The 13,439-nt window shown below is 73.7% G+C and carries 10 protein-coding genes and 1 pseudogene; 6 read left to right on the top strand and 5 right to left on the bottom strand.

What is annotated here, in order from left to right; all coding sequences use genetic code 11:
- From EBH09_RS14360 to EBH09_RS14345, 4 genes are all read right to left on the bottom strand, one after another.
- The coding region (locus EBH09_RS14360; protein ID WP_153182669.1) for a DNA-3-methyladenine glycosylase at positions 1-966 on the bottom strand (966 nt) is incomplete at its 3' end.
- Between the two features lie 99 nt (positions 967-1,065).
- Complete coding sequence (locus tag EBH09_RS14355; protein ID WP_121747415.1) at positions 1,066-2,397, bottom strand: coenzyme F420-0:L-glutamate ligase; 1,332 nt, start codon at positions 2,395-2,397, stop codon at positions 1,066-1,068.
- Positions 2,394-3,353 (bottom strand): 2-phospho-L-lactate transferase, encoded by a 960-nt coding sequence (cofD, locus tag EBH09_RS14350; RefSeq protein ID WP_121747414.1) that lies wholly within the window; start codon positions 3,351-3,353, stop codon positions 2,394-2,396. Before cofD ends, EBH09_RS14355 begins: the two co-directional genes overlap by 4 nt.
- 33 nt (positions 3,354-3,386) lie before the next feature.
- Positions 3,387-3,902 (bottom strand): cysteine dioxygenase family protein, encoded by a 516-nt coding sequence (locus EBH09_RS14345; RefSeq protein WP_121747413.1) that lies wholly within the window; start codon positions 3,900-3,902, stop codon positions 3,387-3,389.
- 686 nt (positions 3,903-4,588) lie between these two features.
- On the opposite strand from EBH09_RS14345, the gene EBH09_RS14335 reads away from it, so the two are divergent.
- The 3 genes from EBH09_RS14335 to EBH09_RS14325 all read left to right on the top strand — a co-directional run bounded on the left by EBH09_RS14335 (position 4,589) and on the right by EBH09_RS14325 (position 10,322).
- Entirely contained in the window at positions 4,589-4,852 is a 264-nt protein-coding gene (locus EBH09_RS14335; RefSeq protein WP_003975777.1) for a WhiB family transcriptional regulator, read from the top strand.
- A 221-nt stretch (positions 4,853-5,073) separates the two neighbouring features.
- Positions 5,074-8,856 carry a glycosyltransferase family 2 protein gene (locus tag EBH09_RS14330; protein WP_121747412.1) on the top strand — a complete coding sequence of 1,261 codons (3,783 nt, stop codon included), beginning with the start codon at positions 5,074-5,076 and terminating at the stop codon, positions 8,854-8,856.
- Positions 8,853-10,322, top strand: coding sequence for a DUF5719 family protein (locus tag EBH09_RS14325; RefSeq protein ID WP_121747411.1), 1,470 nt, complete (start codon positions 8,853-8,855; stop codon positions 10,320-10,322). Before EBH09_RS14330 ends, EBH09_RS14325 begins: the two co-directional genes overlap by 4 nt.
- A gap of 175 nt (positions 10,323-10,497) precedes the next feature.
- Here the strand turns inward: EBH09_RS14325 and EBH09_RS14320 are convergent, their stop codons facing one another.
- Positions 10,498-10,953: a metallopeptidase family protein gene (locus EBH09_RS14320; RefSeq protein WP_193776354.1), complete on the bottom strand. Its 456-nt coding sequence runs from the start codon at positions 10,951-10,953 to the stop codon at positions 10,498-10,500.
- Between the two features lie 294 nt (positions 10,954-11,247).
- On the opposite strand from EBH09_RS14320, the gene EBH09_RS14315 reads away from it, so the two are divergent.
- From EBH09_RS14315 to EBH09_RS14305, 3 genes and pseudogenes are all read left to right on the top strand, one after another.
- The gene (locus tag EBH09_RS14315; protein WP_121747409.1) at positions 11,248-11,670 is read left to right on the top strand and encodes a DUF3499 domain-containing protein; all 423 of its coding nucleotides are present in this window, start codon (positions 11,248-11,250) and stop codon (positions 11,668-11,670) included.
- 36 nt (positions 11,671-11,706) lie between these two features.
- Positions 11,707-11,906, top strand: a pseudogene (locus EBH09_RS14310) (L-lactate permease); the annotation flags it as partial.
- A 79-nt stretch (positions 11,907-11,985) separates the two neighbouring features.
- The gene (locus EBH09_RS14305) at positions 11,986-13,350 is read left to right on the top strand and encodes a phosphomannomutase/phosphoglucomutase (RefSeq protein WP_121747408.1); all 1,365 of its coding nucleotides are present in this window, start codon (positions 11,986-11,988) and stop codon (positions 13,348-13,350) included.
- The last annotated feature ends 89 nt before the right edge of the window (positions 13,351-13,439 follow it).

Below are 13,439 nucleotides of genomic sequence, written 5' to 3'. Positions count from 1 at the left end.
CGCCCGCCGCCCCGGCACCCGCCCGCTCAACAACACCAACCGAGCCGCCCGATGCCGCTGCCCGGCGTACGGCTCCAGCAGCCGCAGCATCACGGAGTCGTCCGCGTCCCGGTCCCCGCCCAGCGCGAACCCCACGATCCCCGGCAGATGCAGATCCCCCACCGTCACCGCGTCCGGCGCCCCATGACTGCGCTGCACGGTCTCCGCGGACGTCCACGGCCCGACGCCGGACACGACCTCCAGCCGCTCCTGCGCCGCCGCCGGTTCCATCCCGGCCGCCTCCTCCAGCCGCGCGGCGACCCGCACGGCCCGCAGGATCGTCGACGCCCGCTTGTCGTCCACCCCGGCCAGGTGCCACTCCCAGGACGGGATCATCGCCCACGTCCGCGCCGACGGCATGACACACATCCGTCCGGGTGCGGGCCCCGGCGCCGGTTCCCCGTACTTCCGTACGAGCAGCCGCCACGCCTGGTACGCCTCCAGCGTCGTGACCTTCTGCTCCAGGATCGAGGGGATCAGCGACTCCATCACCAGCCCGGTCCGGGTCAGCCGCAGCCCCGGCCGCCGGTGTGCCGTGAACGCCAGCAGCCGGTGCCGCGGTACGAACGCGGCCGGGTCGTCGTCGGAGCCCAGCATCCGCGGCAGCCGCTCCAGCAGCCACTCCGCCCCCGGCCCCCAGGCCTCGCCCCGCACCTCACCGCCGCGCGCGGTGACCCGCAGCGTGCCCGGCCCGGCGGGCGTCCGGCTGGCCCGCCACACCGACCCGTCCGGCATCGTCCGGAACGTCGGATCGCCCGGACCGCGCCGCAGCGGACCGAGCACCAGCCCCAGCTCCAGCGGCCAGCCCGGCACCCACACCCGTACCCTGCCCGGCGCGCGGGCCTGCCGAGGCACGCCCGCGGGCACGGCGCCCTCCCCGCCGCGCACCGAAGCGCGCGTGGGCCGGGGAGCGAAACGTCCTGCCACGAGAGAGGTCCTTGGCACGAGGGAATGCGGGGAAAGGGAGGTGCGGGAACGCGGGGAAAGCGGAAACCCCTACGAGGGTAAGGGCTCGCCCGGACAGGCTCACCGCACCTCGATGAACGCCCCCGCGTCCCGCTCCGGCCGCGCCCGCGGCTCCTCGGCGGGATGACCGACGGCGACGGCACCCATCGGGTCCCAGTCGCCCGGCAGCCCCAGTACCTCCCGTACGACGTCCCGGCAGAACATCGTCGAGGACACCCACGCCGATCCCAGCCGCTCCCCGGCGAGCGCGACGAGCAGGTTCTGCACGCCGGCACCGGTGGCGACCACGAACATCTCCCGCTCGGCCCCGTCGCGCCGCGCGTCCCCGTACGTGTGCGAGCCGTCCATGACCAGGCAGGGCACGACCAGATACGGCGCGTTCCGCAGGACGTCCCCGCGCCGGACCCGCTTGGCGATCGACTCCTCGCTCTTGCCGTCCCGCCGCAGGTCCGCGATCCAGGCGTCCCGCATCGCGTCCAGCAGCCGGGTGCGGGATCCGGCCGACTCCAGCAGCACGAACCGCCACGGCGTCGTGTGGTGCGGCGCCGGTGCGGTCACCGCCGCGGCCACCGCGCGTCGTACGGCGCCGGGGTCGACCGGCTCGTCCGTGAAAGCCCGTACCGTACGGCGCTGGGTGACCGCCTGCCGTACCGCCTCCGACGTGCCCAGCCGGAACATGTCGTCGCGCGCGCCGCGCACCATCGCCCGCGCGCCTTCGCCGTCGTCCTCCGCCACCACCTGCGGGAGGCCGCGCACGACGGCGACGGGCAGCCCGGCTGCCTTCCCCTTGACCAGGTCGCCCGCGGCGGCGAGCTCGTCGGCGGTGGCGACGACGGTGGCGCCCAGCGGATTGCCGTGCGCGTCCGTGCCCCCGCGCAGGTCGTCGAGGACCCGCACACCGGCGGCGCCGATGGCCACGTCCGTGAGCCCGGCCCGCCAAGGCCGCCCGAACGTGTCGGTGACGACCACGCCGACGTCGACGCCCAGCGCGTCGCGCAGTCCGTCGCGGATGCCGCGCGCGGAGGCGTCCGGGTCCTCGGGGAGCAGCAGCACCGTCCCGGAGGGCGTGTTGGAGGCGTCGACCCCGGCCGCCGCCATGACCAGGCCCTGGCGGTTCTCGACGATGCGCAGCGCGCCACGCCGGGCCACCACCCGCACGGTCTCCGCGTCGATCGCGGCCTCCCGGTCGGCGGCCTCCACGACGCGGCCCTCGGCCTTGGACACGATCTTGGACGTGACGAGCAGCACGTCCCCGTCGGCGAGGGCGGGCCCGGCCGCCGCGATCAGCTTGGCCAGGTCGTCGCCCGGCTGCACCTCCGGCAGACCGGGGACGGCCCACACCCGGTAGCCCTCCCCGGGTCCGGACGCGCCGTCACGCACGCCGTCGCTCACGCCTCCCGCACCTCCTCGGCCAGCGTCAGCGCCTCCCGGGCCATCTGCGCCGTCGCGTCGAGGTCGGTCATCATCAGCGGTACGGCGCGGCAGAGGATGCCGGCCGCCCTCACGCGCGTGACGGACTCCGCGTCGACCGTGTCGACCAGCCAGCCGTCGAGCAGTCCCGAGCCGTAGTGCTCGGCGACCGCGGCCGCCGTGGACTCCACGCCGACCGCCGCGAGCACCTTGTCGGCCATCCCGCGTACGGGCGCGTCCCCGACGATCGGGGACAGGCCCACCACCGGCACCCCGGCGTCGGCGATCGCCTCCCTGATGCCGGGCACGGCGAGGATCGTGCCGACGGAGACGACCGGGTTGGAGGGCGGGAAGAGGATCACGTCCGCCTCCGCGATGGCCTCCAGGACACCGGGTGCCGGCTTGGCCTGCTCGGCGCCGACCGGTACGACCGCCTCGGCGGGGACCGAGGCCCGCAGCCGTACCCAGTACTCCTGGAAGTGGACCGCCTTGCGCTCCCCGTCCAGCTCGACGGCGACGTGGGTCTCCACGCGGTCGTCGGTCATCGGAACGAGGTGCACGCCGGGCTTCCAGCGGTCGCACAGGGCCTGCGTCACCGCGCTGAGCGGAAAGCCGGCGGCGATCATCTGCGTCCGCACGATGTGCGTGGCGAAGTCGCGGTCGCCGAGGCCGAACCACTCGGGTCCGACGCCGTACGCCGCGAGTTCCTCCTTGAGATGGAAGGTCTCGTCGGCCCGTCCCCAGCCCTGCTCCTCGTTGATGCCGCCACCGAGCGTGTACATCACCGTGTCGAGGTCCGGGCAGACCTTCAGCCCGAAGAGGTGGATGTCGTCCCCGGTGTTGCCGATGACCGTGATGTCCGCGTCCGGCGCGGCCTGCTTCAGACCACGCAGGAACCGGGCACCGCCGATGCCGCCTGCCAGAACCACAATGCGCATGGCCCCAGTCTTGCAGGCGGGTACGACACCGCGTCAGGCAGTCGTCACCGCACCGGCACCGGCTCCCGCGTCGGCACCCGAGCACCGCGCGGAGTGCATCGGCATGTCCGTCAGTCCCGGGTAGTAGATGTGCAGGCTGACCGCCGGCTCCAGCGCGTCGTTGACCACCTCGTGCACGTACCCCGGCGCGAAAACGCGCTGTGCCCCCGCCCGCAGCGCGCGCGTGCCGCGCTCGGTGCGCTCGGTCAGGGTGCCGTCCAGGACGGTCAGCACTCCGGAGGAGTGCCCGTGGTCATGGCGTCCGCTGCCCTGGCCGGGCAGCCAGGACAGCAGCCAGACCTCGTAGCCGGGGCCGGTGCGCAGCCGGTGGTACCAGCGCGTCGTCGCGTCGTAACGGACGAGGTGCGCCCACTCGGACCGGTCGGCGGCGATGGACCGGGCAAGGCCGGCGAACTCGGCGACGGTGGCCGGGTGCTCGCGCGGTGCCTGCAGGAGGTGGGGGACTTCGAGGATGTCGCCGGCGATCTGGAGGTCGCTGTCGCTGTTCATGGGTGCGGTGGGTCCTCGGCGGAAGAGTGCGGGAGGCGAAGAGGCAAGAGGGAGAACGCCCTGGTGGGGCGGGCAGCGAAGACACGAGTCGCGTGGACTCGGGACAGCCGGAGCGCGGTTGGCTCAACAGCTGGAACGGCAACAACAGCTACAGCGAGCGCGGGCAGCACCGTGGGACCCGGCGGTGCGGGTCGAGGTGAGCGCCAAGTTCGCGAGCATGCCCACAAGGACAGCGGCTCACACCAGCACTGTCAACTCGGTGCCCGTTATGTGGGACATGTTTCACCTCATCCGGTTCATCTCGCAGGTGAAAGGTTTGCTCAGGCGGCTTCCGGGACACATGGCGCACAAGCCGGGCGCACAACCCCCGTTGCGATCCCGTGATCCGAATGTGATCAGGTTCGCTTCGGCGTGTGTATCGGAACGGGATCGAACGCTCGGGCGTCCTTCCTGATGCGGGCTCCGCGCGGGTCGGCTGCCCTCGGGCTCCTCATGGGTATGTCGAGGTTTAGGCCGATTTGAACACTTTCCGCTTGGCCTTGGTTCCGCAGAGTGAATAAGGGGCCCAATAGCAGATCTCGGCTTGACTCGCCCGGAGCAGCACACTTGTAATTTCACTCGTGTCGTTCAGCCGGAATCGGTAACGGCTAGATCACGGGGACGCGAAAGACAGACGAGGGGCGCACATGACCGAGCTGGTGCAGCAACTGCTGGTCGACGACGCGGACGAGGAACTCGGCTGGCAGGAGCGCGCACTGTGCGCCCAGACCGACCCCGAGTCCTTCTTTCCCGAGAAGGGCGGCTCCACCAGGGAGGCCAAGAAGGTCTGCCTCGCCTGTGAGGTCCGCTCCGAGTGCCTCGAGTACGCCCTTGCCAACGACGAGCGTTTCGGCATCTGGGGCGGCCTGTCCGAGCGGGAACGCCGCCGCCTGAAGAAGGCCGCCGTCTGACCCGCCCCCGACCCGCGGTCCGACGGGCGGCGCATTCTCCGCGCGTACCGCACCACCCCGCGTAGACAACTGCGGGAACGGCCCCTCGCAGGTGGGTTGTCCACAGGCGGCGGGCCGTCGCCCTGCCCAGCCGATAGTGTGGGCGCTCGTCCGAGACGCCCCGCCACCCACAACAGGCACGGGCGTCCACCGCAGTCCACCGAACCGGGGCCCGTACCTCGATGTCCGTGCACAGCCACACGGCAGCCCAGCAAGACCTCGCTGCCACACCTGAGTTCCCGCGTCACGTGGTGACGGCGGTCCTCGTCGCCCACGACGGAGCCCGCTGGCTGCCCGACGCGCTCGCCGGGCTGCTCGGCCAGGAGCGCCCCGTCCAGTACGCCGTGGCCGCCGACACCGGCAGCGCCGACGACTCCGCCCGGCTGGTCACCGACGCCCTCGGCGACGACCGCGTGCTCCACCTCGCCCGGCGCACCGGCTTCGGCCAGGCCGTCGAGGAGGCCGCCCGCACCGCCCCCGTCCTCACCCCGGACGACCTGCCGTATCTGAGGCGGCCCAGCGGCTGGGACCCCGTCACGCGCACCTGGCGCGACGACACCTACGACCTGCCGGAGCTTCCCCATGGGGAGCCGGTGCAGTGGCTGTGGCTGCTGCACGACGACTGCGCCCCCGAACCCGACGCCCTGGCCCAGCTGCTGCGCGTCGTGGACAACGAGTACGAACTCGGCCGCGACGACGTCGCCGTGGTGGGCCCCAAGCTCCGCGGCTGGTACGACCGCCGGCAACTGCTGGAGGTCGGCGTCTCCATCGCCAACTCCGGCCGCCGCTGGACCGGCCTGGACCGCCGCGAACAGGACCAGGGCCAGCACGACCACGTCCGGCCCGTCCTGTCGGTGTCCACCGCGGGCATGCTGATCCGGCGTGACGTCTTCGAGCGGCTCGGCGGGTTCGACCGCCGGCTGCCCCTGATGCGCGACGACGTCGACCTGTGCTGGCGCGCGCACGCCGCCGGCCTCCGCGTCCTCGTCGCCCCCGAGGCGGTCGTACGCCACGCGGAGGCCGCCTCCCGCGAACGCCGCGCCGTCGACTGCGCGGGCCGCACCACCGCCTCCCCGCACAAGGTGGACAAGGCCGGCGCCGTCCACACCCTCCTCGTCAACGTCCGTACGGCCGCCCTGCCCTGGGTGCTGCTGCGCATCGTCGTGGGCACCCTGCTGCGCACCCTCGCCTACCTCGTCGGCAAGGTCCCCGGGCAGGCCGTCGACGAGATCCGCGGCCTGCTCGGCGTCCTGCTGCGCCCCGAACGCATCCTCGCCGGGCGGCGCGAACGCGGCCGCCCGCAGGTCGAGAAGGACGAACTGCGCCCCCTGTTCCCGCCCCCCGGCGCGACCATCCGCGTCACCGTCGAACAGGTCGCGGGCAGCCTGGTCGACAGCTCCGACGCCGAGACGACCACCGGCGCCGGGCGGCACGGCGGCGGCATCGAGTCCGGACCCGGCGGCGACGACGCCGACTTCCTGGAGATCGAGCAGTTCGCCCGTCTCAAGCGCATCGCCCGCAAGCCCGGCCCGGTGCTCTTCCTGGTGCTGCTGTTCGTCTCCCTGGCCGCCTGCCGGGCGCTTCTCGGCGGCGGCGCCCTGGCGGGCGGGGCGCTGCTGCCCGCCCCGGCCGGAGCCGGGGAGCTGTGGGCGCGTTACACGGACGCCTGGCACACCGTCGGCACCGGCGGCACCGCCTCCGCACCGCCCTACCTCGCGATCGTCGCCACGCTGGCCTCCGTGCTCCTCGGCTCCACCGGCCTGGCCGTCACCCTGCTGCTGGTCTGCTCGGTGCCCCTGGCCGGTGTCACGGCGTACTTCGCCTCCCGCCCGCTCGTCACCTCGCGGCTGCTGCGCGCGTGGGCGGCCGTCGCCTACGCCTTCCTGCCCGCCGCCACCGGCGCGCTCGCCGGCGGCCGTATCGGCACCGCCGTCCTGGCCGTACTGCTGCCGCTCATCGCGCGCGCGGGCGCCGCCGCGGCCGGCCTGACGAGTTCGTCCGGCACCCGCGGCAGCTGGCGCGCCACCTGGGCGTACGCGCTGCTGCTGACGATCACCACCGCCTTCACGCCCGTCGTGTGGCCCATCGCGCTGCTCCTCGGCGTCGGCGTCCTGGCTCTGCGCCGGGGCGACATCACGGCGTACGGACTGCGCTTCCTCGCCCAACTGGGCACCCCCCTGCTGCTTCTTGCCCCCTGGTCGCTGACGCTGCTCCCGTTCGGCTTCTTCGACGAGGCCGGACTGGGGTTCGGCTCCTCGGCCGCCTCCGCCCTCGACCTGCTCGGGGCGAGCCCCGGCGGCCCCGGCACGGTCGGCGGGCTGATCCTCATCGGCATCGTGCTGGCCGCGCTCGCCGCCCTCCTGCGCTCGGAACGGCAGTTGGGCATCCGTACGGCCTGGGCCGTGGCCCTGGTCGCCCTGGTCTTCGCGGTCCTGTCCAACCGCTCCGCCTGGGCCGGGCCCGCCACCCTCGTCTACGGCATCGCCCTGCTGTCCGCCGCCACCCTCGGCGCCGACGGGGCACGCTCGCGGGTGGCCGAGCAGAGCTTCGGCTGGCGCCAGCCCGTCGCCGCCCTGATCGCCCTCGCCTCGGCCGTCGGCCCGCTGATCGCGGCCACCGGCTGGATGATCGGGGGCGCCGACGGTCCCCTGGAGCGACGCGATCCCGTCCAGGTGCCCGCGTTCGTCGCCGAGGAGAGCCACACCCGCGACCAGGCCCGCACCCTCGTCCTGGACAGCGACTCCCCGGCCCACGTGAGCTACATGCTGGTCCGCGGCTCCGGAGCCCGCCTCGGCGACGGCGAACTGGCCGCCGGAGACGGCGGGAACAGCGGACTCGACAAGATCGTCGCCAACCTCGTGGCCGGTTCCGGCGCCGACCAGGCCGACCAGCTCGGCGGCTTCGCCGTGCGCTACGTCCTCGTGCACAAGGGCGCGCCCCGCGAGGTCACCCGCGTCCTGGACGCCACACCCGGTCTGAGCCGGCTGAGCCAGCAGGACGGCAGCGGACTGTGGCGGGTGGACCAGGAGGTCGCGCGCGCGACCATCGTGTCCGGCGAGGATTCCGGCTCCGGCTCCGGTGCCAGGGAGCCGCGGCCCGTCGCGGCCGGGCCCGTGGAGATCCACACGGAAGTCCCGTCCGGCTCCGACGGCCGCGTGCTGCGCCTCGCCGACACCGCCGCCGAGGGCTGGACGGCCACCCTGGACGGCAAGCCGCTCACCCGCACCACGGTCGACGGCTGGGCCCAGGGCTTCGAACTCCCCGCCTCCGGCGGAAAGCTGGACGTCACCTACGACGCCCCGTTCACCCACACCGCCTGGCTGTGGGCCCAGGGTCTCCTCGCCGTCGTCCTGGTGGTCCTCGCCCTGCCCGGCAGGCGCCGCGACGTCGACGACGACCTGCCCGAAGAGCCGCTCGTCCCCGCCGAGGCCGTCGAGGGCGAAGGCCGCCGGGCCAGGCGACTGCGCGCCCAGGCCGAGGCGGAGGCCGAGGCCGGGGCGCCAGGCGAACCGGTGGCCGAGGCCGCGGACGCCTCCGCGCAGGCCGGCCCGCCCGCGGAGACACCCGTGCCGGTTCCGCAGCAGCCGGCGTACGGAGAGTGGGACTCGGCGGGGTACGCCGGTGCCGAGTACAACTCCTACGGCACGTACGGCGGCGAGCAGTACCAGGGCGCCCAGCAGTACGACCCGGGCACGTACGGACAGCAGCAGTACCCGGCGGACGCCTATCAGGGCGGCCAGGCCGGTCAGTACGAGGCGGGCCAGTACCAGGCCGGCCGGCAGGAGGCCGGCCAACACGGCCAGTACGACCCCTACGCCTACGGCGACCCGTCCCAGGCGGGCGAGTACGACCCCGCCTACGACCAGGCGTACGGCCAGGCCGGATACGACACGCCGTACGACCCTTCCCAGCCCCACCACCCCCACGGCGCGGGCAGTGAGCGTCCCGACGGGAGTCAGCAGTGAAGCGCACCACCCTGTCCCTGTTCGCCGGCGCGACCGCGCTCGCCGCGATCTCCGGCTTCGCGGCGGTGTCCACACCGGACGCCACCGGCGCGGACACCGCCCAGTCGGCCGCCCGGCTGCCCGTGGAGCGCACCAGCCTGCTGTGCCCGGCGCCCAGCACCTCCGACCTCGCCGAGACGTCGTACACGTCCTTCACGCCCGTCACCAAGGGTGCCGACGAGAAGGGCCGGGCCACACTCGCGGCCGGTACCCCCGAGGACGGGAAGAAGACCGACAAGCCCGTCGTGCAGCCCGAGGCGCCCGGCACGCCGGTCACCGGCAGCACCTCCGGTGCTGACGCCCCCGCGCTGGTCGGCACCGCCGAGGGTGGTCACGCGCCCGGCTGGACGGTCCAGCAGACCACCGAGGTCGCCGCCGGGACGGGCCGGGGACTGCAGGGTGTCAACTGCACCGCTCCGGACACGGAGTTCTGGTTCCCGGGCGCCAGCACGGCGACCGACCGCACGGACTACGTGCACCTGACGAACCCCGACGACTCGGCGGCCGTCGTCGACATCGAGCTCTACGGCAAGGACGGAGCCCTGAAGTCCACGGTGGGGGAGGGGATCACCGTGCCGCCGCACGCCAGTGAGTCCCTCCTGCTCTCCACGCTCAGCGACGTGGAGCAGACCGACGTCACCGTGCACGTCGGCGTGCGCAGCGGACGGGTCGGCGCCGCGGTGCAGGCCCTGGACGACACGACCGGCGGCGACTGGCTGACCGCGGCCGCGGACCCGGCGGGTGAACTCGTACTGCCGGGCATCCCCAAGGACGCCACAGCCGTACGCCTGGTGTTGTTCACACCCGGTGGCACCGACGCCGACCTGAAGGTGCGCCTCGCCTCGCCGACCGGGTCGATCACGCCCGCCGGGCACGAGACGGTGCACGTCAAGGCGGGGATGACGACGGGCGTCGACCTCGGCGAGGTCACGCGCGGCGAGGCGGGATCGCTGGTGCTGACGCCGACCGGCGGGTCCGTGCCGGTCGTGGCGGCGGTCCGGGTCGTGCGGGGCAAGGGCGGCGAACAGGAGTCGGCGTTCATTCCGGCCGCCGACCCGGTCGGTGCGCGCGCGACGTCCGCGGACAACCGCGCCAAGCGCACGACACTGTCCCTGGCCGCCATCACAGAGACCGCGAAGGTCGAGGTCACGGCCTCGGCGGGCACCGAGGGCGGTACGACGGCGACCAAGACGTACACGATCAAGGGCGGCACGACCCAGAACGTGGAGGCACCGGTCCCCGCCGGCCTCAAGGGCGCCTACGCACTGACGGTCGAGACCGTCTCGGGCGGCCCGGTGTACGCGTCCCGCACCCTGACCGGAGAGGACGACGACGTGGCGTCGTTCACCGTCCAGACCCTCCCCGACGACCGGGGAACGGTCTCGGTACCGAACGCGGACGAGGACCTGTCGGTACTGCAGCGGTAGGCCCTGACAGCCCGCGGCCGGCGCCCCCTCCGCGGCCGCGGGCGTACGTGTCGTCCGGGGCGGCCCGGGTGGGCGCGGCGGCACCCCGCGACGCCGGGCCGTGCACCCCGCCCCCGTACCGGCGCCGGGCACAGGCCAGGCACCGGACCACTGCCCCGCGCACCCGCGGGCTCGCTCAGTCCTCCCCGTACCGGGGATCCACCGTCTCCGGCGTCAGCCCCAGCAACTCCGCGACCTGCTCGACGACGACCTCGTGCACGAGCGCCGCCCGCTCGTCCCGGCCCTTGGCCCGGATCTCGACCGGCCGCCGGTACACGACCACGCGCCCCCGTCGCCCGTCCCGCGAGGGCACCGCCGCCCCGAGCGGGACCGCCTCGTCGTGCCAGGCCTCCCCGGCGTCCGCAGCCGGCCGCGGCACGTCGAGGACGAGGAAATCGACGTCGGCGAGCTGCGGCCACCGCCGCTCCAGGCGCTCCACGGAGTCCTGCACCAGATCCGCGAACACCTCGCCGCGGCTCGCGGCGAGCGGTACCTGCGGGGGCGCGACCGGGCCGCGCATGCCCCGACCGTGACGATCACGACGGCGGGGCCCCGGGCGGCCTGCCTCACGGGGTGTCAGGGGGTTGTCCATCACTGGTGAAGGGTAGTCCCCGCCGGTGCCCCGCGCCGGACCGCACACGCACACCGGACAGCGCCGGGGCACCTCGTACGGCATGTCGCCGGATGACCATTCCAGCCAAGGTTGGGCTCGATTCCGTATCTCTCCGCGACCGTCGAACTCAAGGCAAATGTCGCTGTTCGTATCGGTTCGCGACCGCTTCCGGAGCCGTCCGACGTCTCGGAAACCGGCGTCCGTGCAGGTCAACGAGGTGCGAACAGGGGATCCTGTGGGGCGTTTCACACCACGACACGGTGGTGTGACCTGGTGGAGAGTCTTCGCGGCCCGCTCAAGAGTGCGGTACCGTCCAACATCGTGAGCCCTGTACGTCGCTGTTCGCGCACCGCCTGCGGCCGTCCCGCCGTCGCGACGCTGACGTACGTCTACGCCGACTCGACCGCGGTCCTCGGCCCGCTCGCCACCTACGCCGAACCCCACTGCTACGACCTGTGCGCCGAGCACTCCGAGCGCCTCACCGCCCCGCGCGGCTGGGAGGTCGTCCGCCTTCTCGACGGCTCGGCCCCGGCCCGTCCCAGCGGCGACGACCTGGAAGCGCTCGCCAACGCGGTGCGCGAGGCGGCACGCCCCCAGGAGCGGGCGGCGGAGGCGGGCGGCGGTCGGCGGGCTGCCGACCCGATGGAGGTCGCGCGCCGCGGCCACCTGCGCGTCCTGCGCTCGCCGGACAACTGAGTCACCTCGACCACCCCGGCCACCTGAGCCACTTCCGCCGCCAACAGTTCGGGCGGCGTCCTCGGCAAGATGATCCCCCGCAGAACCTCACCGTCGCCTGCGCGGCCGTCGGCCTCGCGGGCCGCGATGGCGACCTGCTGCGCAAGGTGCTGCCCTGGAGTCTGGGCCTGCCGCCGGTGATGTGCCTGATCGTGGTCGGGCAGTCCACGCCGGTCCTGGGCCGGATGCCGCCCTGACCTTCCGGAACCCCACGGCACCCCGTCGATGGTTACGGGTAGTTTGTGGGCTCCGACAGGACTTCCAGGAAGGTTGGCCGTGGCTGCTGATCTGTCGCAGATCGTGAAGGCGTACGACGTACGCGGTGTGGTGCCGGACCAGTGGGACGAGTCGCTGGCCGAGCTGTTCGGCGCTGCGTTCGTCGAGCTGACCGGCGCGAGCGCCATCGTGACCGGCCACGACATGCGGCCCTCGTCCCCTGGCCTGTCCGGCGCCTTCGCGCGCGGGGCGGCGGCCCGCGGCGCCGACGTCACCGAGATCGGCCTGTGCTCCACCGACCAGCTGTACTACGCCTCCGGCGCGCTGAACCTGCCGGGCGCCATGTTCACGGCCTCGCACAACCCGGCCCAGTACAACGGCATCAAGCTGTGCCGCGCGGGCGCCGCCCCCGTCGGCCAGGACACGGGCCTCGCCGAGATCCGCGCGTCCGTGGAGCGGTGGAGCGCCTCCGGCGCCCCGGAGCCGGCGCCCCGCCCCGGCACCGTCACCCGGCGCGACACGCTCGCCGACTACGCGGCACACCTGCGCTCCCTCGTCGACCTCACCACCATCCGCCCCCTCAAGGTCGTCGTCGACGCGGGCAACGGCATGGGCGGCCACACCGTCCCCTCGGTCTTCACCGGCCTCCCCCTCGACCTGGTGCCGATGTACTTCGAACTGGACGGCACCTTCCCCAACCACGAGGCCAACCCGCTCGACCCGGCCAACCTCGTCGACCTCCAGAAGCGGGTCCGCGAGGAGGGCGCCGACCTCGGCCTCGCCTTCGACGGCGACGCCGACCGCTGCTTCGTCGTCGACCAGAACGGCGACCCGGTCTCCCCGTCCGCCGTGACCGCCCTCGTGGCCGCCCGCGAACTCGCCCGCAACGGCGGCAAGGGCACGGTCATCCACAACCTGATCACCTCCTGGTCCGTGCCGGAGGTCGTGAAGGAGAACGGCGGCACACCGGAACGCACGCGCGTGGGCCACTCCTTCATCAAGGCCGAGATGGCCAGGACCGGCGCGATCTTCGGCGGCGAGCACTCCGCGCACTACTACTTCCGCGACTTCTGGAACGCCGACACCGGCATGCTGGCCGCCCTCCACGTCCTGGCCGCCCTCGGCGGCCAGCAGGGCCCGCTGTCCGGCCTGGTCGCCCAGTACGACCGTTACGCCGGCTCCGGCGAGATCAACTCCACCGTCACCGACCAGGCGGCCCGCCTCGCCGCGATCAGGACCGCGTACGAGGGGCGGGACGGCATCACCCTGGACGACCTGGACGGCCTCACCGTCACGGCCGCCGACTGGTGGTTCAACGTCCGCCCCTCCAACACGGAGCCGCTGCTGCGCCTGAACGCGGAGGCCCGTGACGAGGCGACGATGACAAAGGTCCGCGACGAGGCGCTGGCGATCATCCGGGCCTAGCCGCGGGCAGGCGTGTCGCAGGGCGGCACGGGTGGGCGCGGCGGCACCCCGCAGGCGCCGGCCTGCGGGATCCCCCCCCGGCACCGACG

This window comes from Streptomyces sp. E2N166, from assembly GCF_003671715.1.
Classification (GTDB): Bacteria; Actinomycetota; Actinomycetes; order Streptomycetales; family Streptomycetaceae; genus Streptomyces; species Streptomyces thinghirensis.
This window is presented reverse-complemented; position numbering and strand designations above follow the sequence as displayed.

What these genes read in the sequence shown, in the direction of transcription:
- cofD (WP_121747414.1), bottom strand. Translation starts at nt 3,353, where the DNA reads ATGCGCATTGTGGTTCTGGCAGGCGGCATCGGCGGTGCCCGGTTCCTG.
- EBH09_RS14345 (WP_121747413.1), bottom strand. Translation starts at nt 3,902, where the DNA reads ATGAACAGCGACAGCGACCTCCAGATCGCCGGCGACATCCTCGAAGTC.
- EBH09_RS14335 (WP_003975777.1), top strand. Translation starts at nt 4,589, where the DNA reads ATGACCGAGCTGGTGCAGCAACTGCTGGTCGACGACGCGGACGAGGAA.
- EBH09_RS14330 (WP_121747412.1), top strand. Translation starts at nt 5,074, where the DNA reads ATGTCCGTGCACAGCCACACGGCAGCCCAGCAAGACCTCGCTGCCACA.
- EBH09_RS14320 (WP_193776354.1), bottom strand. Translation starts at nt 10,953, where the DNA reads ATGGACAACCCCCTGACACCCCGTGAGGCAGGCCGCCCGGGGCCCCGC.